This window comes from Lutibacter oricola, assembly GCF_900106565.1.
In the GTDB taxonomy this organism is placed as follows: Bacteria; Bacteroidota; Bacteroidia; order Flavobacteriales; family Flavobacteriaceae; genus Lutibacter; species Lutibacter oricola.
Map to the genome: position 1 here is coordinate 1 of NZ_FNNJ01000009.1, position 21,978 is coordinate 21,978.

Sequence of the window (21,978 nt, forward strand, 5' to 3'; positions counted from 1 at the left end):
GGTTGTATTGCTCCGGTTACCTATTTATCTGGTATTGGAAAAGGAACTACTTCAAAACTATTATTTCAAAAAATTGTATCGCTATGCTACCAAGCTTTTGAGCGAAAAGAAAAAGTAATCTTAACCATTAAATCATAACTTATGAAACTTAAAGAACGTTATAAAAAACCTACTCCTCCATTTTTTAGAAAATTGAGAAATATTGGAATTGCATTAGCCACCGCAGGTGGTGTTATAATTGCTGCTCCAATTTCATTACCTGCAGCAGTAATTACTGTTGCAACTTATTTAACTGTTGCCGGAACAGTAGCTACGGCTGTAAGCCAAGCTGTTGTTTCTGATAAAAAGAAAGACAAGGATCTAGATTCTAAAATTGACTAACTCTTAAATTTAGCAATTGAATTGGAAAACAATATTCAAATAAAGTCTGGGGTTATTGGTGGGACTTTGCTATCCACTGCACTAAACATTAGCATAAACGATGTAATTTTTACCGTTGTTATGGCTGTTATTGGAGCAGTGGTTAGTTTTTTTGTTTCATTGTTCTTAAAACGATTGTTTGGTCAGTGAAATTAATGGGCTTATAAACGCTGTAGTCAATAATTATTTTATTTGTTCAATTATTGCTTTTGGATTGAAACCAATTATTTCATCTGCCGAATTTTCAATATATTTTGGAATCTGTTTACTTTGCCAAGGTTTTACAGCAATTATTTTTTTACCTAGAGACTTTGCTATTTCAACTTCTTTTTTTATCCAATAATTGTTCGAATATTCTCCTGCAAGAACAAGTAAGCATCTAGCATATAATAAATGATTCTTAATTCTTGTTTCTATTTCTTTTGAGTTTTTTGAATCATCATTTTTTTCAATAGATATGCTATTGTTATAATATTGAAATCCTTGTTTCTCAAAACCATTTATTAATTTATTATAGTCATTATTATGCTCCCATGAATGACTAACAAATATCCGAGGTTTTTTTTCTCTTTTCTTCTTATTAGATATTTTTTTATCAGAAGACTCTTCAATATCTGATGTTTCACTATTAATTAAATAACTAACTAATTTTGATATTAAATGAGCAATTAAAATTAAACCTCCAATAGATATTATTAGTGGAAGCCACGAATTATTATTTGTTTTGTTGTTTTCCATATATTTTATTTTCTTCTTTGTGCAACCCATAAAGTATGCTCTCGTGAGATTGCATTCTCTGAATCTAAAATAAATTTTGATAATTCATCTTCTGTTTTTACTTTTTCGGATAATGAAACGATAAAATTTAATTCTTGAGAAGCTGTTGTGTATGCTTGTTTTAATTCTTGATATTGTTTTAGTTGCAACCAACTTATAGAAGAGGATGCTACTGTTGTAAATAGGCCAACAAAATTCCAATTATTTTCAGGGTTTTTAATTAGAAAGACAACACTTATTAAAGCTAGAACTTGAGAAATAATAATTATATAAAACCATAAGTTATACTTCCCTTTATTGTGCTCTGCTTTTGTTGAATACCATTCCTTTTGGTCTTCAATTCTTTTGGAAATATAATAGGATTTTCTATCTGAAAAATCCATAGCTCTTAATTCAAGCATTTTTTTTGTTACAATGGGAAGATTTAATGTTTTTGAATTCAATTCTTTAGTTAGAGAACTGAATTCATTAGTAATTTCTTTTATTCTTTCAATAAACCTTTCTTTAACTTTAATTTCTAAAATATTTTTTTCGAAATATTCTGAACACATAATGAATCTCCAAGTTAATGTTTTGCAAGATTCAGCTAAAGCTCTTCCTTGATACCAAGTATCTTCAAAATTTTTGCTTTTTAAAATGATGGTTAAAACTAAACTTAATAATAAAAGAAGTCCTGATATTATATAAATGAATAATTTATATTCTGTTAATTGATAATTATAAATTGCTAAAGCCGAAGCTAAAATCATAGATACTAAATCTACTCTAATAAAATGTAAATAATTTGATTGAGATTGGACTGATATATTATCTGAAGCTTGAAAGTAATTTGGAAAATCCGAGTAATTCATTTATGGTTTTACTTTAGTTTTATTTGCAATATCATTACTTCTTTTATCAAATGCGTTATTGATGAATATTTCTGGGTTTGCAATGAAATCCTCCCATTTTACTAAAACACAATATCTATCTTCTTCTGCCCAAGAACACTTATCATTAGGAATGTAATAGTTATATGAAAACTCTTTTATTACTGTGCTATCATTTATTTTGACATTCGTATGAGAATTGTTACAAATTGAGCAGTTATATGACCCAGCAAAAATTGAGCTATACATATTAGGCAACACTATTCCTAGTATTCCACTTTTCGTATTATTTTGACCATCATATAATGAAGCTTGTAATTCTCTTTTTATAAAATTTTGATTTTGAAATATAGAGTTTTCAGCACTAACATTTCCAATTAAAAAAATAGTAACAGTCGATTCAGATAAATAATCTTCACGAATTTTTCGCATTATATAATCTTCATCTTCTGAATCGATAGGTTCATTCATTGATTTATCTATCATATCTACATCTAAATCATTCTGAATGTAATCCTTATAATCAGAATCTTCTGTTTTAAATGAGATGAAACATTTGTGTCCCATAGTTCTTTTTTAAATTATTGCCAACTTGTTATATCAAGATAAATTATCCTCTTTAACAATTCTTATATATATTAAAAAGTGAAATTTGTAAAAATAAATGATACTAAAGCTTTGCAATTTTTATTAGTATTTCAAATTTATAACAAGTAGTTGAGTTATTTAGTGATAATTGTCAGAATTGTTTTCAATTAGTATTATTATAAATAGTTCTAATTTTTAAACCTCTTATTTCTGCAAGTTGTATCATATTTTTAGTCCCTCTACTTTCCCCATCCCAAAAGGCAATTAAAGTATCTGCGTAATTTGCCATATGCTGGTTGCGTTTTGGTCCTGCAGCTCTTCCAAATTTATTCCAGTATGCAGGAAATCTAGTTATTTTATATCCTCTCTGTTTTGCGTATAGCTCTCCTAATTTATCGGCTCCTCTGTAATAAGCTCCAGATACAATTTCAATATTGCTTTGATCCTGGAGAATGTTGTCGCATTCAGTGCATAATTTTTTGTAGTCGGTGAAGGTTCTGGTTCCGGCAATTATTAGTTTCATAGTTTTTAGTTTTAAATGGTGAGATTCCCAGTCAAGCTGAGAATGACGATTTCCACCCCCTTTGTCCCCCTTGAAAAGGGGGAGATTTATTTCTTAGGACCTCAACAAAGCAACTTTCAATTTTGAAATTGCTTGTAATTGTAATTTTAGATTTTGCTCAAAGGCTGTTATTTTTTTAAGCTTTTCAACTTTTGATTCCCATTGCTGCAGTTCATAGTTTTGTAAGGCTGTGTTTATTACTTTTTTAGCATCTGAAATACAGATAAACGGAATAACACTACCTTTTAAATAGTAGCCAAAGAATTGACCTGTTTTAAGTGATAAACACAGGTAATACAAAGACTCTCGGGTTTCTTCTGAAACTGTTGTGATTACAAAACAGTTTGGGCAAGGTTGCTCCATTGGCCTACCACTATTTAAACCTTTGTTTAAAATAAAAAAGTGCGGTTTGTTGTAGGTTCTTCCTTCCTGGTGTGTCTTGATTTCATAAGTTGACATAGCTTCGCATTTAAAATTATGCGCTTCGCGCACATAATTTTCTTCGGAAGTGGAGAAAAAAGACAGCTACAATACTGGTTGTGGGGGAATGCTGTCAAGGTTTTTGGAGAAATATTTTGATGATTTGTGAGAAGTGAAAAGTTAGAAGTTAGAAGTGAGATGTTATGAGTTCTTATGCAAAATATTTTTTCAAAACCCGTAGGGCTTGACCTTGATTGCATTCGTGCGGCTGGTGATGGGAACAACCTATTTTTGCTAAGTTTTTTTAATATTAAATTCGACAAAAGATGATATAAATCACAATATGATTCTAACAAATAACATAAATTAGCTGAACTATAAAACTAAATCCCTGCAACGATTGCTATTAAAAATTACTTGTTTTCTCAAACTATAGAAATTCTATACGGATATTCAGTGAGCCTGTTCTTGCTAGTTTACCAGTTTATTATTACAACTATTTTAAATAATGCTGTCAGCAGAAATTAAAACCAAGTTTAATAATTAAAAATTCAAAATTTATGAAACAATTTTACAATGGAACAATTTTAGCTATTTGCTTAATTGTATTTAACTTTACTCAAGCACAAACATATAATATTAATTCTTCCGGAAATGGTGATTGCGGGACCGGAGGAATAGATGGGCCATATATATGTGCGACGTATGGACAACCTGCAGTAGATTTAGGAACTTTCACAGATACAAATGCACCTGGAGAAGAAATTACTTCTATGACCTTGGTTGTATATAATGCGTGTAATGGAGAATTTGAAATTTTCCTTAATGGAGTGTCTATAGCAACAGGAACGAATTCTGGAACTGGATGTTCTTGTGAAACAATTGCATCAAACTCGAATATAACTAATACTATAGACGTTACCCTTACACCTGCTATAATTGCAGCTTATGTAGCTGGAGGTAGTAATACTTTATCTGTATCGACATCAATTAGTACACAATGTTTTTATGGTGCAGATGTTACTGTAACTACAGGTACATTAGATGTTAATGAATTAGATTATAGTACCGTTAAAATATTTCCAAATCCTGTTTTGGACAGAATTACAGTAAAAGGATTGATAAAGTCTGAAAATTATAAAATTTATGATATAATTGGAAATGAAATACTTAAAGGAGAGATAGATAGCGATAAAGAGATTGAATTCAAGAATTTTGCAAAAGGTCTATACTATTTAAAATTTGAAAATGGAAATACTTTAAAATTCATAAAAAGATAACTGCATTAAAAATGTACAAATTTTATGTAAAAAAAGACCTTTCTTCTGAAAGGTCTTTTTTTATTTTTTTCTAATTCACAATAATAACATGTTTATTCTGTTCTAATCTTTTTTGATTTGCTTGACAGGTAATCGCAAGCAAAAATGCAATAGCATTTACGCGAGCCGCCGCGAGCTGAACGGAGGGTGTTGGAGCAAAAGTACGTTGCCATCGGCATAAGTACGTGCAACGACTACGTGGTACACGCAAAGGGTGGCGGTGTTTTTGATGCGGATGGCAAGACAAGGGCAATTTATGTAGTGGTATTTATTGTTAGTCATATTCATTTTGCCTTGATGCAAAACGAAGCAAAAAATCAAGACTTCTTAAAATAGCTTTGAATACTACGCTATCTCACTTTCGACTCCAGGCCGCTTCGCTCTTTGGATTACTCATGCGTTTCGATAACTTGTATTTCTACAGCTATTTTAATAGGTCGTTTTTGTGAGTGTATTTTAAATATTAAATAATTATTAATCCTATAAATATAACGGAATACTTTGCTCTTGTGTGCGTTTGCAATATGTTTTAAGAGTGACTGAAAGAAGCGATTAAATTATATGCAAAATGGATGCAATCAAAAACTGTGACACCCTTTTTTTAGCCCGAAGTGAGCAGCAGGCGAGCGAAAATAGTGTAATAGCGGTTTGCCCCTAATAATTATGAATTGATACCTAAGTGGGTTTTAGGGGCAAAAGATAGCTATGCGTGAGTAATACGTGGAATGTGTGTAGTAAAATAAGTAACTAGTGCTAAATGAGGACTGTGGACGAATTAGTGCTATTTATGGTATATGCAAGGGAATTCTTAACCCCTCCACCGTTGGCACCTCCCTTTTAAAAAGGAGAGGATTTATGTTTTATGTATTGAATGCCCTTGCAGATATATTTTATGAAACAAAATGGAGCATATTGCGAACACCTTATTACCTGCGGAATATTCTGTTTTGTAGTTCATATTTTTATGGAAACGGATTTAAAAAGCGCAAAGGCTAAAAGTAAGTGCTTTTTTTAAGCTCTTACTGTGCGGAATTGAAAGCTGTATGAAATGGAGTGCTAACGGAATGGAATAATGCTGGAAATGAAAGGCTTTGAGATTGTTCAAACATTATAATTTAGTTCAAAATTAATTAGAAGACTCAAGTATTTGAATAGTTCGAGGTAAACGTATGTTGGCTAAACAATGAAATAAACGCATTGTTCCGTACAGTTAATCTATTTTGAAACCTTTAAATCAACACTAAATACACCAGAATGAATGAAATAATTTATTTAGAAATATTATTTAACTATTTCTATGCACGCATTGTTAAAGTTCTAAAAAAGAGTATCGCTAATAGGTATAATTACTATATTTGAGTGTTAGGTTTTCATAGGCCTAATCTTTTTCATAGCAATTTTCCCCACCTGATAAGGTGGGGTTTTTTATTGCCTTTTATCTTTTGAATTTTCATCAAAGCTTATCAAATTAAACATTTGCCTTAACCTACTTCTTACTCTATTTCCATAACGCTTTTCTAATTCTTTTGCGTTTAGGTTTGTGGTGATATGCGTAAAAACTTTTCTTTGTGGTTCTGGATTGCAAAAGAGCTCATAACGTGATAATAGAATTTCACCCATTACATTACATTCTTTCGCATAATGACTACCGGTTGGTTCAACTCCTAAATCATCAAAGCAATAGTTTTGAGTTTGGTTGTATTTTTCTAAAACATCGTAACCTTTTGCATTGAAATTAAAAACAATACTCCTAGTTGGTATTAATTCAAAATAAGTTTTGTGCGGAGCTAAATGTACCAATAATTTCATCAGTGAAGTTTTACCACAGCCTACTGGTCCGGTTAATAACAATCCTTTGTTGGTGTCTATACCAAATTGAGCGCAGCTCAAATGGTCTTGAATGAAGTAGCAGCATAGTTTGAAAAGCAAAGGCTCGTCTTCTTTATAAATTTTAAAGTTCTTACCAAACAATAAATGGCCTTTTATGTTGAGGTATGTTTTTATTTTTTCGAATTCGTAATGTACGGTGTTGTTTTTTATTTCTCCTATTTGAAATTTTGAATTTCCTTCGATTTTTATGTGTGGTTGTGGTTTCATAATTTTTGTTTTATCCTTTTCATTTTGCCTTGATGCAAAACGAAACAAAAAATCAAGACTGATTTTAATTTCTTTGAATTCTACAAATGTTTCGCTTTCGCCACCAGACCGCTACGCTCTTTGGTTTACTCAAACGCTTCACAATTTTGAATTACTATAGAAATTAAAATAGGTCAAGTTTTCATAGTTAGTACTTTCTTTTTGATGAGATTCCTGCCTACGCAGGAATGACAACTTCTTATAAAGGTTCGTTGTAGTTTTTATTTTGGTTCGTGTGGAGGTTGTCTTGATTTTGGTCAAGTGGTAAATCGTTTTCATTGTTTGTTCTCGACTGCGCTCGAACTGACAAATTCATTTCTCCAGCTTTTAGCATCCAACTTCTGGCCGTAGCTTGCCAATCAACCATTTTTGCTTTACCTCCAACTTTCCATCCAATTCCCTGGTAATGATTGAAGAATTTTTCAGCTTCTAATTCGGGATAATTTTCTTTTTTAAAAAAATCTAAAATCAATTTTTCTTTTGCGATTGCCTCTAGTTTAATAAAGTTTATATTATGTTTATTAATGTTTATATTAGATACCACTGCTTGTCCATTTATGGTAGAGTCTAAATACAAGGCTTGCTTATCACTTGTACTGAAATTAAACAACTTCACTTTACTGCCTTTAAATGGATTGTGAGAAGGCTTGTAAAGAATATATTTCCAATGACTTAACTCTTTAATACAACGATGATATGTTGTGTTAGAACCAATTTTAGAGAACTTCATTACTTCCTCTCGATTTATATAAAATTCATCTGGAAATCGATTGTAATTCCAAAATTGAAACAGAGCAACATATAGGCTTATATGTGTTGGATTTAAACGCGTGTCTTTTGAGAATTGATGAAAGATACCGTTGAGGTGTTTTATGTAATTCACAATTTTTAAAATTTATTGTGAATACTATTTTCTTTCATCACTTTTGAAATTTCATCTGCATCGTAAAAAATAATTCCTCCAATTTTTGTGTATGGCAGGGTTCCATTAATTCTTAAAGTTTGAAGTGTTCCTGGACTTACTTTTAGCATTTCCATTAACTCATTGGATTTTAAATATTTTTTAGATGATGAAGTACTTGAATTTTGAAGTAAACTTTTGATGTCTTGTAGTAATTCAATTTTGAATTCTCTTAAATCATCTGTTGTAATAATTTCTGTAGGCATTGTTTCAACTTTTTTTAGATTAATAATTTTTATAGCGATTTGACTTTCGTGCTACAAAGCTGAATTGTTTTTTTGAGAATTCTTAGGTAGTCATTAGGTACTACCTAAAAAATTTAACATTTATAAAACTTCAACATATTAAATATCAATACTTTACAGATTTCATACTTTCAAAAAAACTTAAAATTCAGATTTATACAGGGTTATAGTTCAAAAAAGGGTGTGTTTTTCAATGAAAAGAGACGTCTTTTTAGTAAAAAACGTCTCTTTTTTCATTTTTAGGTAGTCATTAGGTAGTCCTATTTATTTTAATTTGCTAAAAAATCATAATCAACTACATTACAGATGTTTAACACGAAAATCTAATTAGATTCAATTCTATTAATAAGTCCTATTTTTAAAGAATCTATAAATTTTGTTTGATCTTTCTCTCTAGCTTTAATTTGCTCAAAAATTTTATAAATATTACCTAATTCAATTTCAAAAAGTAATTCAATTACATTTTTGATTTTTTTAAGTTCTGCTCTCCCATTTCTTAAAACTCCTGATTCTTTTAAAGCAAAAATTAATTCAACTAAATCTGTTTTAGTCCCTGTCCAATTTAAATCTTTTAAAATGGCAGGTTTAACCTCTTCTAAAGGGGCGGCATTTGATTTCTTGTTTTTAAGTATTTTCAACTCGTTAGAAAAATATGCAATTAATAAATCGTGTGCTATAATTTTTGATACTAGGTAATCGTGACTGGTGGTAAACTCTGGGTCTTTAAAGTGATGAGATCTATCAACAAATAAATCTAATTGTTCAATATCTCTTAAAAAATAAAGGTGATCTAGTTTACGGTGATTTAACCTATAATACTTAACAAATTCCATTTGTTTACACCTCCTATTATCTAACTTGTTCAGCTCATTGGATATGAACTTTTGTTGTTTTTGGGTTCCAGAAACAGGCTTTTCAAGTAGATAATTATGTAATTCTTTAAAATACTGAAGTCTTCCTTCTACATAAGGTTTTTGATATTTAAAGAATGTTATTTCATCTTTCTTTAAAGGAAACTTTTTAGACCTTACTAGAGTGCTAAATTCATTTAAACATTCTCTTGAGAGTGTAATCCCTTGTTTTAAATTTGTTAAATTGTTTAAGTTTGATTTTTCAATTACAGCAATAGATTTCTTATACCTATTAAAGGCTGGGTTAATTCTCTTCATAATGGGTTTTTCAATTTTTTTAGATGTCTAAAAATAATAAAAAAACCCAAATAATTGTTAACTGCTTGATTTACTCTGATTCTCTTCTAAATTTTGCTTTGATTTATTGCTTAATAGTGTTTTCAACGCATTCATATCATCGCTAACTTTTCTTTCAATAACACGCGCATAAATTTGTGTTGTTGCAATTTTTGTATGCCCCAACATTTTAGAAACTGTTTCTATTGGAACTCCGTTGGTCAAAGTTACTGTAGTTGCAAATGTATGTCGTGCCATATGAAAAGTAAGGTTCTTTTTAATGCCAGAAAAGTTTGCAACTTCCTTCAAATATGCATTCAACTTTTCATTTGTGATAACCGGAAGAAGCGTACCCGTGATTTGAGTAATAGGATGATTTTCATATTTACCTATTATAAATTGTGCCTTATCAAGTAATGGAACTTTAACCAATGTATTCGTTTTTTGCCGTTTTGTAATTATCCAATTACTACCATCAATTCCTGGTAAAAGATTGTCTTTTGTTAACTTCATTATGTCTACATAAGCTATTCCAGTATAACAACTAAAAACAAATAAATCACGAACACGTTCTAGACGTTCAGAAATAAAATCATATGTTTCTAGATTCGATAATTCACTATCTGAAAGAAATTGTCGATTCGTCTTTTCAAAAGTTGGTTTCCACCTTCTAAAAGGGTCCTTGTCAATCCATTCTAGATGATATGACAGCGTAATCATTTTTCTAAGTCTTTGTATGTGTTTCATCACAGTGTTATGACCCAGAGCCTTCGGATGGTTTTTTGGCCAAAAACAATGTAAGAAGTTTTCAAAATCACAAATAAATCTATAATCCAATTGATTAAGAAAAAAATCAGATGTCTTCATCTTTTGTTCTAAAAACTTTTTAATATACCCTTCAGTTACAGCATAATTTCTAATTGTTCCTTCAGCAAATGTTCCTTCAATTTTATTTGAATGATACTTTATTAAATCATTTAAAGATTTATTATCTTCTCCTTCACCTAAATAAATTGACTTAATCAACTGAGCAGTTATTAATTTATCGTTATTTCTTAAATCTTGATGAATTAAAATTAATTTCGATTTTACACTGTCTAAATATTGATTTAACAAACGTGCATTTTGACTATTACCTTTAGCTCCCGACTTTGATTTGTCCCAGGAATTAATATCAATTTTTCGCTTTAAACTAATATTAGCACGTTTTTGATTTACAGTAATTCTTGCAAAAATTTCTGCTACATTATTTTTTGCACGTGAAGCATTAATCCAAATTAGGATTGAAAAGGTTGTTGATGTTTTCATAGTTGTCGTCTTTTTTAAGTTAAACTTTGTTTAAGACGAAAGTCAAATCAACTATGTTTTTTTGGTCATCTGGTCAACAGTGTTGACCACATATTATTTTGTTGACCGATTTGTTGACCAAATATATGAAATTAAATCAATAAATTTGATAATCAAAAAAACAAAAACCCTTGTAAAATATAGGATTTACAAGGATTAAGGTTTATTTGAGTATAACTCTAGTGACCTCGATAGGATTCAAACCTACAACCCTCGGAGCCGAAATCCGATGCGCTATTCAGTTGCGCCACGAGGCCAATTATTCTCTTTAACTTAAGCTAAAAGTTCTTTAACAGCTTTAGAAATAGCTTTACCATCAGCCTTACCAGCTAATTGTTTAGATGCCATACCCATTACTTTACCCATGTCTTTCATAGTTGTAGCTCCTGTTTTTTCAATAATTTCAGCCACCACTTTTTTCAATTCATCTTCGCTAATTTGCTCTGGTAAAAATTGAGCAATAATTTCAACTTGTGCTAATTCAGGTTCAGCCAAATCGCTTCTACCTTGTTCTGTATATAATGCTGCACTATCTTTACGCTGTTTCACTAACTTTTGAAGCAACTTAATTTCTTCTTCTGCACTTAAATCTTCAGTAGCTCCACTTTTTGTTTTAGCTAATAATATTTCTGATTTAATTGCTCTTAATGACTCTAAAGCTATAGCATTTTTTGCTTTCATAGCTTCTTTCATTTTAACCATTATATTTTTTTGCAGACTCATAATACCGTGTTTTATATTTTATACGAAGATAAAAAAAAAGAACCCGAAATTCCTCATTTTGTTCTGAAGAATTCCGGGTTAAAACTTAGAAAATAATCTAAGGGTAATCGTCTTTGGGCAATATTATTAATCTACATTATCGTGTAAATAAGAATTATTAGATCTTAACTGTATATCATCATTATCATCTACATCTAAAGTTGTTCTAGATTGTGTAGTATCTGATGAGTGCGTTGTTTCATCTAATTCCACGCCCATTCTTTTATAAGCTGGCTCCTTTTCTATCTCGTCAATGTTTCTATTTACTTTATTATGAAATTTATAGTTGAAGTTTTTAAACTTCTCACGTCTTTCCATTGCTTTTGCTTGCAATTCAGAAATAGTTAGGTCTAAAGGCGAAACTTCTTTATGACCAACCACTTCAGTATCATTAATACTAACATCTTCTTTAGCTTCAGATCTAACTGTAATATTTAAATCATCAACTATTTCCTCTTCTATTGAAACAGGTTCTACTTTTTTTGCATTCACCAAATTTTCTTCAACAACATTATAATCTTCTAATGTAAAGTAAACTTGTTCTTCTACCTTTTTAATTTCTTCAACTGGCTCAACAACTTTATGATCTACAACTTCAATTTGGTTTATTGTTTTTAAAGTTGGCTCATCAATTACATCCTGTACTTTATTTACAATTTCTTTAGGAGTTTTTACCTCTTCAACAACATCTTTTTTTAATTCTTCTACCTCACTCAAAGGCATATCAAAAGTAAATGTAATTTGTTGCTCTTCTGGCTTTTCTTCTTTTACCTCTGCAATAACTTTCTCAATCACTTCTTCTTTTTCTGGAGTAACTGGTGTAATTACAAAGTCTTTTTCTTCTATTTTATCTAAAGAAATTTCTTCATAAACCACATCTAAATTTTTAATAAATTCAGTAGTAGGTATCATATTAATTTCTTCTTCCTCTATTTCTCCTAAATCAAATACTATTTTTTCTTCAGCAACAACTTCAACCTCTTGCTCAATAGCATCTTCTACAGAAGGAATTATTGTTTCTGTTTCGGTATTTTCTACAATTTTATTTTCGGTAAAATCGTATTTAGCCTCTTGCTCATCACCTAAAGTGTGAATTATTTTTTTAGCTTCTGTATTAGAAATCTCGTGCTGTTGATCTTTATTAAAACCTGTTGCAACAATAGTAACAGCAATAGAATCTCCTAGAGCTTCATCTTCACCAACACCCATAATAATGTTAACGTTAGATTTTGCTTCAGACTGAATAAAGTCGTTAATTTCTCCTATTTCATCAATTGTTATTTCCTCAACACCAGACACAATTAATAATAATACATTTTTGGCTCCTGTTATTTTATTGTCATTCAACAATGGAGAATCTAATGCTTTTGAAATAGCATCTTCAGAACGATTTACACCAGATGCTGTTGCAGATCCCATAATAGCAGTTCCACTATTTGAAAGAACTGTTTTAGCATCTTTTAAATCGATATTTTGAGTATAGTGATGTGTAATTACTTCAGCAATACCACGAGCTGCAGTTGATAACACTTCATCAGCTTTAGAGAAACCAGCTTTAAACCCTAGATTTCCGTAAACCTCTCTTAATTTATTATTATTTATAACCACCAAAGAATCTACATACTCTCGTAATTTTTCGATTCCTTTTTGAGCTTGATCGTTACGCATTTTTCCTTCAAAAGAAAATGGAATTGTTACTATACCAATAGTTAACAAATCTAATTCTCTTGCAATTCTAGCAATAACTGGCGCAGCACCAGTACCTGTACCACCACCCATACCAACAGTGATAAATACCATTTTAGAATTTGAAGCTAACATATCTTTAATATGCTCAATACTTTCTTCGGCCGCTTGTTCTCCAACTTCAGGATTTGCACCTGCTCCTAAACCTTCAGTTAAGGAAACACCTAATTGAATTTTTGTTGGAATTGGACTGCTTTGCAACGCTTGCGCATCGGTATTACAAACCACAAAATCTACACCGTTTATACCTTGGGTATACATATGGTTTACGGCATTACTACCTCCACCACCTACACCAATTACCTTGATTACGTTAGATTGATTTTTTGGTAAATCAAATGAAATGTTATTAAATTCGCTCATACTATGGTATTTTATATTCTTTTTCTAAATCTTTTATTCTGCGTTATCTAAAAAGTCTTTCAACTTATCTCCCCATTTCTCAAAAATGGATTTTTTTGGTTCTGTTGCTTCTTCTACAGGTTTAGTTTCAACTTGCTCTTCAACTGTTTCTTCTTCTACAACCGTTTCTTCAATCTTATTAGCATTCAATTGCTCTAATTCTTGTTCTCTAGCTTTTTGTTTTTCTAACTTATTTAAACCATTCATTAACAAACCAACTGCTGTTGCATAAAGAGGGCTCGAATAATTTTCGTCAGAATCTCCTGCTAAATTTTCATTCGGATACCCAATTCTAGTATCCATTCCTGTAATATATTCTACTAATTGCTTTAAATGCTTTAATTGTGCTCCTCCACCTGTTAAAACAATACCTGCAATTAATTTTTTCTTTGGCTCTTCGTGTCCGTAATTTTTTATTTCTGAAAAAACTTGTTCTATAATTTCAACAACTCTAGCATGTATTATTCTAGATAAGTTTTTTAATGTAATTTCCTTAGGATCTCTTCCTCTTAAACCTGGTATTGATACTATTTCATTGTCTTTATTTTCTCCTGGCCAAGCCGAACCAAATTTGGTTTTTAATAACTCTGCCTGTTTTTCAATAATTGAACAACCTTCTTTAATATCTTCTGTAATTACATTTCCTCCAAATGGAATAACTGCCGTATGACGAATTATACCGTTTTTAAAAATTGCTAAATCTGTTGTTCCTCCACCTATATCAATCAATGCTACTCCAGCTTCTTTTTCTTCGTTACTTAAAACAGCTTCGGCGCTTGCTAAAGGTTCTAATGTAATACCAGCCAAGTCTAAACCTGCACTTTTAATACAGCGCCCAATATTTCTAATTGAAGAAACTTGCCCTACAACTACATGAAAATTAGCTTCTAGTCTTCCACCATACATTCCAACTGGCTCTGTAATCTCTGCCTGTCCATCAATTTTAAACTCCTGCGGAAGTACATGAATAATTTCTTCTCCAGGAAGCATTACTAACTTGTAAACTTGCTTTTCTAAAATATCTAAATCATCATCGCTTATTACTTCTTCTGAATTGCTTCTTGTAATATAATCGCTGTGCTGTAAACTTCTAATATGCTGCCCAGCAATACCAACAACTGCTTCTTCAATTTTAATTCCAGAAACATTTATAGCCTCATCTACTGCAACTTGTATAGACTGTATTGTTTGTGTAATATTGTTTACAACACCTCTATGAACTCCTAAACTTTTAGCTTTTCCAGTTCCTAACAATTCAATCTTCCCATAATCATTTCTACGCCCAATCATAGCAACAATTTTGGTTGTTCCTATATCTAGTCCTACTGAAATATCATTGTGTTCCATATTCTACTTTTTTGTACACACAACTTGGTTGTTGTATTTTAAATTTAACGTTGAATAATTATTAATAGTTTTATCACCCATTGTTTTATTGTAAAACGATTTTAAGTTCTTAAACTTCACTAACAAATTATTTAATTTGCCTAAAACAATATTGTGCTCACCAACTCTTGGTTTTAATATATACTCGTTTTGCGGCGTTTTTTTAATTCCAACTATCTGTTTTCTTAAAAAATCGTCGCTCAAAATGGCTGATACTAAATAATGAATTTCGGAGTTATCTTCTTCAGAAACACTCCCCGAAACCAACAAAACTCTTGCAGAGTGATTTTTTGACAAAGGCATTATTTTAGCCTGACTATCAATATAATAACTCTTATTACCTGTAAGGATTCTTGCAATAGGTGTGCGTTGTTTTATCTTCGTTTTTAACGAGCCATCAACTGTTAAATATACAGAAGCATGCGCTACCATGGGGTGTGATAGTATATTTACCTCTAATTTGTGTAAATCTATAACAGATTTAGGCTTATTTTTCAGCTGCTCTTCATTTTGTATTAACAACTTATTAACCATTTGGTAATCCATAAAAAGATTGTTTCCTTCTTCAAATTCAATTTTAATAGCATCAATTTTTTTTGCACTATTTCTCTCATTCGAGAAACCGAACAAAAACATTACCAATGCAAGTAATAAAAAACCTTTTATGTAAGTCCAATTAATTTTCAACGGTTAAACTATCTTTTACTTTAAATATTAGTTCTCCAATATCCCCTGCTCCAATCATAACAATAACCTGAGCGTTTGATTCTATAATTTTAGCAACCACATTATTTTTAGTTACTAATTGCTTTTTTTCTAATTTTATTTTATCTAATAACCAAGCTGAAGTAACGCCTTCAACAGGCAATTCTCTAGCTGGATAAATATCCAACAACAACAACTCGTCAAACTTTGCCAAACTCGTTGCAAAATCTTCAACAAAATCATTTGTTCTACTGTATAAATGTGGCTGAAAAACACCTAAAACATTCTTAGCTGGGTACATTTCTTTTACAGCATCTACCACAGCATTAATCTCTGTAGGATGATGTGCGTAATCATCAATTAAAACCAAACTATCCGTTTTAATTCTATACGAAAAACGTCTTCTAATTCCTTTAAATGTTAGTAAAGCCTTAGCAATAACAAGTATTGGAACTCCAAAATTATTTGCCATTGCTAAAGCTGCTACTGTATTTAGCACATTATGTTTTCCTGGTAATGTAGTTTTTATGCCCTTTACAAATTCTGTAGGAGTTTTAATATCAAAAACATACTCACCATTTTCTATTCTTAAATTTTTAGCATCAAAATCTGCTTCTTCATTAATTCCATAGGTTAAACCTTTAACCGGTAATCCTTTTTTTACAATTAATATGTCACTTACTTTTGAAGCGAACTCGTTAAACGAAGCTTCCAATTCACTTGCATTTCCATAAATATCTAAATGGTCTGCATCCATAGAGGTAATACAAGCTATATTTGGTGAAAGTTTTAAAAAAGATCGATCAAATTCATCTGCTTCTACAACCGATATTTCATTACCGCCTAATATTAAATTAGAATTATAATTTTCTGAAATTCCACCTAAAAAAGAAGTTGCATTTGTATTTGCTTCTTTTAAAATATGACCTAATATTGTTGATGTTGTTGTTTTACCATGTGTTCCAGCAACTGCCAAACAAGTCGAATTTTTAGTTATTTCACCTAAAATTTCAGATCGTTTTAGCACTTTAAAACCTGCATTTAAAAAATAATTCAATTCTGAATGGTCTTTAGGTACTGCTGGTGTATAAATTACTAATGTTTTATTAGTGTTTTTATAAACTTCTTCAATATTGCTAACTGCATCTTCAAAGTGAATTTGAATACCAATTTCAACCAAAGATTTAGTTATTGGTGTTGAAACCCTATCATAACCAGCAACATTTTTACCTGTACTTTTAAAATAGCGAGCCAAGGCACTCATTCCAATGCCTCCAATTCCAACAAAATAAACGTTATGTATATTTTTTAAATTCAATTAACTTATTAGTTTTTCAATTTCTTTAACAATATCTTTTGTGGCATTTGGCAATGCCAATTGCTCTATATTTTTGCTTAATTTAATTTGCAAAGCCTCATCATTTAACAATTCTAAAAACATAGTTTGAAACATTGCTAACTCAGTTTCCTTCAACAGCAACGCTGCATCTTTATCTACAACTGCCAATGCGTTTTTTGTTTGATGATCTTCAGAAACATTAGGCGACGGAATAAATATTACCGGCTTACCAACAATACATAATTCTGAAATACTACCTGCTCCTGCTCTACTAATTATAAAATCTGCAGCAGCATAAGTTAAATCCATTCGGTTTAAAAAAGCATAGGTTTTAACACCTTCCAACTCATCATACTTTTTAAACTCGTTATAATACAATTTACCTGTTTGCCAAATAACTTGAACATTGTTTTCTACTAACCAGTTAATTTGACTTTCAATTAAATTATTAATAGTTCTAGCACCTAAACTACCTCCAATAATAACTAATGTTTTTTTAGCTGCATCTAACTCAAAATAGTTTTTAGCTTCTACTTTTTTGCTTTCGATTTCTAACAAATCTTGACGAACAGGATTTCCAGTTTTAATCATTTTTTCTGCAGAAAAAAATCGCTCTAAATTATCGTAAGCAACACAAATTTTATCTGCCTTTTTGCTTAAAAGCTTATTTGTAATTCCCGGAAATGAATTTTGCTCCTGGATTAAAGTTTTTACTCCCAGTATTTTTGCAGCATACAGAGTTGGTCCACTCGCAAAACCACCAGTACCAATTACAACAACTGGCTTAAACTTTTTTATAATTTTAAAAGCATTCCATAAACTACTTATTAATTTAAACGGAAACGCTAAATTTTTTAATGTTAATTTTCTTTGAATCCCTGTAATCCACAAACCTTCTATTTCGTAACCTGCTTGTGGTACTTTTTCCATTTCCATTCTATCCTTTGCTCCAACAAACAAAAATTTTGCATCAGGATATTTCTCCTTCAGCTCATTTGCTATTGAAACCGCAGGATAAATATGTCCGCCTGTTCCACCTCCACTTAATATGATATTAACCGATTGTTTCATGTAAAACGTCTAATGGATTTTCTTCATCATTTTCTTTATCTAACTTTTCTTTATTTGCTGTTACGCTTAATATTATTCCTATTGCAAAACAAGTCATCCAAACGGATGTTCCTCCACTACTAATAAGAGGTAATGTTTGCCCAGTTACAGGAAATAAATTAACTGCAACTGCCATATTTATTACTGCTTGAAATATTATTGGCATTCCTACACCAATTACTAATAACGAACCAAAAACACTACTTGCCTTTTTAGCCGCTACCATTATCCTGAAGAGCAATAAAAAATAAAACGTCATAACCGAAAGTGCTCCAAACACCAATCCGTATTCTTCAATTATAATTGCAAAAATAAAATCGGATGACGATTGCGGTAAAAAATTTTTTTGAACACTTTTTCCAGGGCCTCTACCAGTTAAAACACCTCCACTTGCAATTGCAATTTTTGCTTTTTCAACTTGATAACCTTCAGCACTATTATCTGAGAAATTTTGAATTCTACTTACCCATGTATCGATTCTATTTGGTAAAGCTTCAGGAAATGCTTTAGCTGTTAAAATAAACAGACTAAAAGCTAAAGCACCTAAACCTATTATTGATAAAATATATTTTTTAGGATACCCGCCAATAAAGCACAGTAACAAAACCATACAAAAAATAATGGCTGTTGTAGAAAAGTTTGCAGGCAAAATAAAACCTAATATCACTCCAACAGGAACCCATAAAGGCAGAATACTTTCTTTAAATGTAATTTGTTTCTCTTTATTCTTAGCCAAATATCTAGCCACATAAACCATTACAACAACACTTGCAAAAGTTGATGTTTGAAACCCTACTCCTAAAAACGGAATTTTAATCCATCTGCTCGCATTTGCACCGCCCATTGTTGTACCTTGAGATAAGGTAAATACTAACAACAAAAAAACAAGGGGCAACATAAATACCGAGCCACCACTAAAATACCTATACGGTATTTTATGAGTACCATAAATAATTAGAAAACCAAAAAACAACAATACTATATGCTTAATTAGGTGATAAGCTGGTGTGCCTAAATTAACCACATAAACCAAGTTTGTGCTAGCACTATATACTGGCCCAAAAGACATAAATGCTAAAACTAACACTATACCCCAAATGGCTTTGTCGCCTTCAATATTTTCAAATAGTTTTTTCACTATAAAGCTCTAACTGCGTTTTTAAATTTTCGCCCTCTATCTTCGTAATTTTCAAATAAATCGAAACTTGCACAAGCAGGTGATAATAAAACTGTATCGCCTTTTTCTGCAATTTTATAAGCAACTTTTACAGCTTCTTCTGCACCTGCAGTTTCCACTATCAAATCAACTACATTAGAAAAAGCATTAATTATTTTTTGATTTTCTACACCTAAACAAACAATAGCCTTTACTTTTTCTCTAACCAAAGACATTAGCTCTAAATAATCATTTCCTTTATCAACTCCTCCAACAATCCACACAGTAGGTGTTTTTACACTTTCTAGCGCATAAAACGTTGCATTTACATTGGTTGCTTTTGAATCGTTTATATATTGAACTCCATTTATTTTTAAAACATTTTCAAGCCTATGTTCCGCACCTTCAAAATCTTCTAAACTCTCTCGAATAGAATTACTTCTAACCTTCAATAATGAAGCCGTCATAGCAGCCGCCATTGCATTTTTTGTATTATGCTTACCTTTTAATGCTAATGTTTTTATACTCATTATCTTTTCTTCTGTTTTATATTTTACAACTATATTATTATCTTCTAAATAAACTCCTTGATCTAATTTTTCGACTAATGAAAATGGTAATAAAGTAGCTTTCACTTTATTTTCCGAAAGCCAATCCCTTATCACTTCATCATCGTAATCGTAGATCAAATAATCTTTCTCTGTTTGATTTTTTGTAATTCTAAATTTCGAATTAATGTAATTTTCAAACTTATACTCATACCTATCTAAATGATCTGGTGTAATGTTTGTAATAATTGCAATATGTGGTGCAAATTTTACAATACCGTCTAACTGAAAACTACTCAACTCCAGCACATACAAATCGGAATTAGCATCTGCAACTTGCTGTGCAAAACTATCTCCAATATTACCCGCCATACCAACATTTAAACCAACTTTTTTTAACAGGTGGTTTGTTAACATTGTTGTTGTTGTTTTTCCATTAGAACCTGTAATACCAACTATTTGATTATTGGTATATTCAGCAGCAAATTCAATTTCTGAAACTACAGACACACCTTGCTTTACTAATTTTTGAATTAAAGCAACCTTATCTGGAATTCCAGGGCTTTTCATTACAACATCTGCATCAATTATTTTTGATTCAGTATGAATTTTTTCCTCGAAAGGAATATTGTTATTTAAAAGAACTTCTCTATATTTTTCTGCAATTGCTCCCTTGTCAGAAACAAAAACTTCATAACCTTTTTGTTTACCTAAAATAGCTGTACCTACTCCACTTTCTCCTGCTCCTAATACAACTAATTTCATTTACATCAACTTTAATGTAACTATTGTTAACACTGCCAACATAATTCCAACAATCCAAAAACGTGTAACTATTTTACTTTCGTGATATCCAGATTTTTGGTAATGATGATGAAGTGGAGACATTTTAAATATTCTTCGCCCTACTCCGTATTTTTTCTTAGTTAGTTTAAAAAAAGAAACCTGTAAAATCACCGATAAATTTTCAACCAAAAATATCCCTGCTAAAATTGGAATCAATAATTCTTTTCTAACAGCAATAGCTAAAACAGCAATAATTCCACCAATTGTTAAACTACCTGTATCTCCCATAAAAACCTGAGCCGGATATGTATTATACCATAAAAATCCAACCAACGCCCCAACAAATGCCGCAATAAAAACAGTCATTTCTCCAGAATTTGGTATATACATAACATCCAAATAATCTGCAAAAATTATATTACCAGACACCCAAGAAAACACTCCCAGCGTTAACACAATTATTGCCGAAGAACCAGCAGCCAACCCATCAATACCATCGGTTAAATTTGCACCATTTGAAACAGCTGTAATTATAAAAATTACAATAGGAATAAATAACAACCACGCAAAATCCTTAGCGCCATCTCCTACCCAAGAAATAGCAGCAGCATAATCTAATTCATTATCTTTTAAAAATGGGATTGTTGTTTTGATCGATTTTTTTGCTTCAGCAAATAAAACAGGAGCACCTTGCTCTGAAACATATTGATACTTTGTTGGTAATTGCTCTTTCATCGTTACACTTGGATGAAAATACAACATTGCACCCACAAAAATTCCTAATGTAACCTGACCTAATATTTTAAATCTACCTTTTAAGCCGTCTTTATCTTTTTTGAATATTTTAATGTAATCATCAATAAATCCAATAGCTCCCATCCACAATGTTGTAACCAGTAAAATTACAATGTACACATTGTCTACAATTGAAAATAATAGCACAGGAATTAATGTAGCTAATATAATAATAACACCACCCATTGTTGGAGTTCCTGCTTTTTCAACCTGGCCATCCAAGCCTAAATCACGAACGGATTCACCAACTTGTTTACGTTGTAAATAGTTAATAATTCTTTTTCCGTAAACGGTAGAAAACAACAACGAAACAATAAATGCCATTGCAGAACGAAATGTAATAAACTGAAACAAACCTGCTCCAGCCAAATCGAAGTGTTTATCTAAATATTCAAATAAATAATATAACATT

At 31.0% G+C, this 21,978-nt stretch carries 21 protein-coding genes and 1 tRNA gene; 2 read left to right on the forward strand and 20 right to left on the reverse strand.

Going from position 1 to position 21,978, the window contains the following annotated elements; all coding sequences use genetic code 11:
• Positions 1-141 precede the first annotated feature (141 nt).
• A complete protein-coding gene (locus BLU40_RS13695) occupies positions 142-381 on the forward strand; it encodes a hypothetical protein (RefSeq protein ID WP_090124686.1) in 240 nt (79 codons plus the stop codon).
• A gap of 222 nt (positions 382-603) precedes the next feature.
• On the opposite strand, the gene BLU40_RS13705 is transcribed toward BLU40_RS13695, so the two are convergent.
• The 5 genes from BLU40_RS13705 to BLU40_RS13725 form a co-directional block, all read right to left on the reverse strand.
• Entirely contained in the window at positions 604-1,158 is a 555-nt protein-coding gene (locus BLU40_RS13705; protein ID WP_175454797.1) for a TIR domain-containing protein, read from the reverse strand.
• Positions 1,159-1,163: 5 nt separating this feature from the next.
• Positions 1,164-2,048: a DUF4231 domain-containing protein gene (locus BLU40_RS13710; RefSeq protein ID WP_090124694.1), complete on the reverse strand. Its 885-nt coding sequence runs from the start codon at positions 2,046-2,048 to the stop codon at positions 1,164-1,166.
• Positions 2,049-2,633: a TIR domain-containing protein gene (locus BLU40_RS13715; RefSeq protein WP_090124697.1), complete on the reverse strand. Its 585-nt coding sequence runs from the start codon at positions 2,631-2,633 to the stop codon at positions 2,049-2,051.
• A 184-nt stretch (positions 2,634-2,817) separates the two neighbouring features.
• Complete coding sequence (locus BLU40_RS13720; protein ID WP_090124700.1) at positions 2,818-3,177, reverse strand: DUF2493 domain-containing protein; 360 nt, start codon at positions 3,175-3,177, stop codon at positions 2,818-2,820.
• Positions 3,178-3,270: 93 nt separating this feature from the next.
• Entirely contained in the window at positions 3,271-3,675 is a 405-nt protein-coding gene (locus BLU40_RS13725; protein WP_090124703.1) for a DUF6943 family protein, read from the reverse strand.
• 521 nt (positions 3,676-4,196) lie between these two features.
• On the opposite strand from BLU40_RS13725, the gene BLU40_RS13730 reads away from it, so the two are divergent.
• Positions 4,197-4,916, forward strand: coding sequence for a T9SS type A sorting domain-containing protein (locus BLU40_RS13730; RefSeq protein WP_090124705.1), 720 nt, complete (start codon positions 4,197-4,199; stop codon positions 4,914-4,916).
• Positions 4,917-6,380: 1,464 nt separating this feature from the next.
• Here the strand turns inward: BLU40_RS13730 and BLU40_RS13735 are convergent.
• From BLU40_RS13735 to mraY, 15 genes are all read right to left on the reverse strand, one after another.
• A complete protein-coding gene (locus BLU40_RS13735) occupies positions 6,381-7,052 on the reverse strand; it encodes a P-loop NTPase family protein (protein ID WP_090124708.1) in 672 nt (223 codons plus the stop codon).
• 238 nt (positions 7,053-7,290) lie between these two features.
• Positions 7,291-7,974, reverse strand: a complete 684-nt coding sequence (locus BLU40_RS13740; protein WP_090124710.1) for a hypothetical protein — start codon at positions 7,972-7,974, stop codon at positions 7,291-7,293.
• Positions 7,975-7,979: 5 nt separating this feature from the next.
• Positions 7,980-8,258, reverse strand: a complete 279-nt coding sequence (locus BLU40_RS13745) for a helix-turn-helix domain-containing protein (protein ID WP_090124712.1) — start codon at positions 8,256-8,258, stop codon at positions 7,980-7,982.
• 362 nt (positions 8,259-8,620) lie between these two features.
• Complete coding sequence (locus tag BLU40_RS13750; RefSeq protein ID WP_090124714.1) at positions 8,621-9,466, reverse strand: RteC domain-containing protein; 846 nt, start codon at positions 9,464-9,466, stop codon at positions 8,621-8,623.
• 57 nt (positions 9,467-9,523) lie between these two features.
• Positions 9,524-10,792, reverse strand: coding sequence for a site-specific integrase (locus BLU40_RS13755; RefSeq protein ID WP_090124716.1), 1,269 nt, complete (start codon positions 10,790-10,792; stop codon positions 9,524-9,526).
• Between the two features lie 222 nt (positions 10,793-11,014).
• Positions 11,015-11,088 (reverse strand) — tRNA-Arg (locus BLU40_RS13760).
• 16 nt (positions 11,089-11,104) lie between these two features.
• Positions 11,105-11,554: a GatB/YqeY domain-containing protein gene (locus tag BLU40_RS13765; protein WP_090124718.1), complete on the reverse strand. Its 450-nt coding sequence runs from the start codon at positions 11,552-11,554 to the stop codon at positions 11,105-11,107.
• Between the two features lie 126 nt (positions 11,555-11,680).
• Positions 11,681-13,702, reverse strand: a complete 2,022-nt coding sequence (gene ftsZ, locus BLU40_RS13770; RefSeq protein ID WP_090124720.1) for a cell division protein FtsZ — start codon at positions 13,700-13,702, stop codon at positions 11,681-11,683.
• Between the two features lie 33 nt (positions 13,703-13,735).
• A complete protein-coding gene (gene ftsA / locus BLU40_RS13775) occupies positions 13,736-15,088 on the reverse strand; it encodes a cell division protein FtsA (protein WP_090124722.1) in 1,353 nt (450 codons plus the stop codon).
• Between the two features lie 3 nt (positions 15,089-15,091).
• Entirely contained in the window at positions 15,092-15,814 is a 723-nt protein-coding gene (locus BLU40_RS13780; RefSeq protein ID WP_245729954.1) for a cell division protein FtsQ/DivIB, read from the reverse strand.
• Positions 15,804-17,150: a UDP-N-acetylmuramate--L-alanine ligase gene (gene murC, locus BLU40_RS13785; RefSeq protein WP_090124724.1), complete on the reverse strand. Its 1,347-nt coding sequence runs from the start codon at positions 17,148-17,150 to the stop codon at positions 15,804-15,806. Before murC ends, BLU40_RS13780 begins: the two co-directional genes overlap by 11 nt.
• A complete protein-coding gene (gene murG, locus BLU40_RS13790) occupies positions 17,151-18,242 on the reverse strand; it encodes an undecaprenyldiphospho-muramoylpentapeptide beta-N-acetylglucosaminyltransferase (RefSeq protein ID WP_090124726.1) in 1,092 nt (363 codons plus the stop codon).
• Entirely contained in the window at positions 18,226-19,419 is a 1,194-nt protein-coding gene (locus BLU40_RS13795) for an FtsW/RodA/SpoVE family cell cycle protein (RefSeq protein ID WP_090124729.1), read from the reverse strand. The genes murG and BLU40_RS13795 overlap by 17 nt, the downstream gene beginning before the upstream one ends.
• Complete coding sequence (gene murD, locus BLU40_RS13800; RefSeq protein ID WP_090124732.1) at positions 19,419-20,750, reverse strand: UDP-N-acetylmuramoyl-L-alanine--D-glutamate ligase; 1,332 nt, start codon at positions 20,748-20,750, stop codon at positions 19,419-19,421. The genes BLU40_RS13795 and murD overlap by 1 nt, the downstream gene beginning before the upstream one ends.
• Complete coding sequence (mraY, locus tag BLU40_RS13805) at positions 20,751-21,977, reverse strand: phospho-N-acetylmuramoyl-pentapeptide-transferase (protein ID WP_090124736.1); 1,227 nt, start codon at positions 21,975-21,977, stop codon at positions 20,751-20,753.
• Position 21,978: the final 1 nt, after the last annotated feature.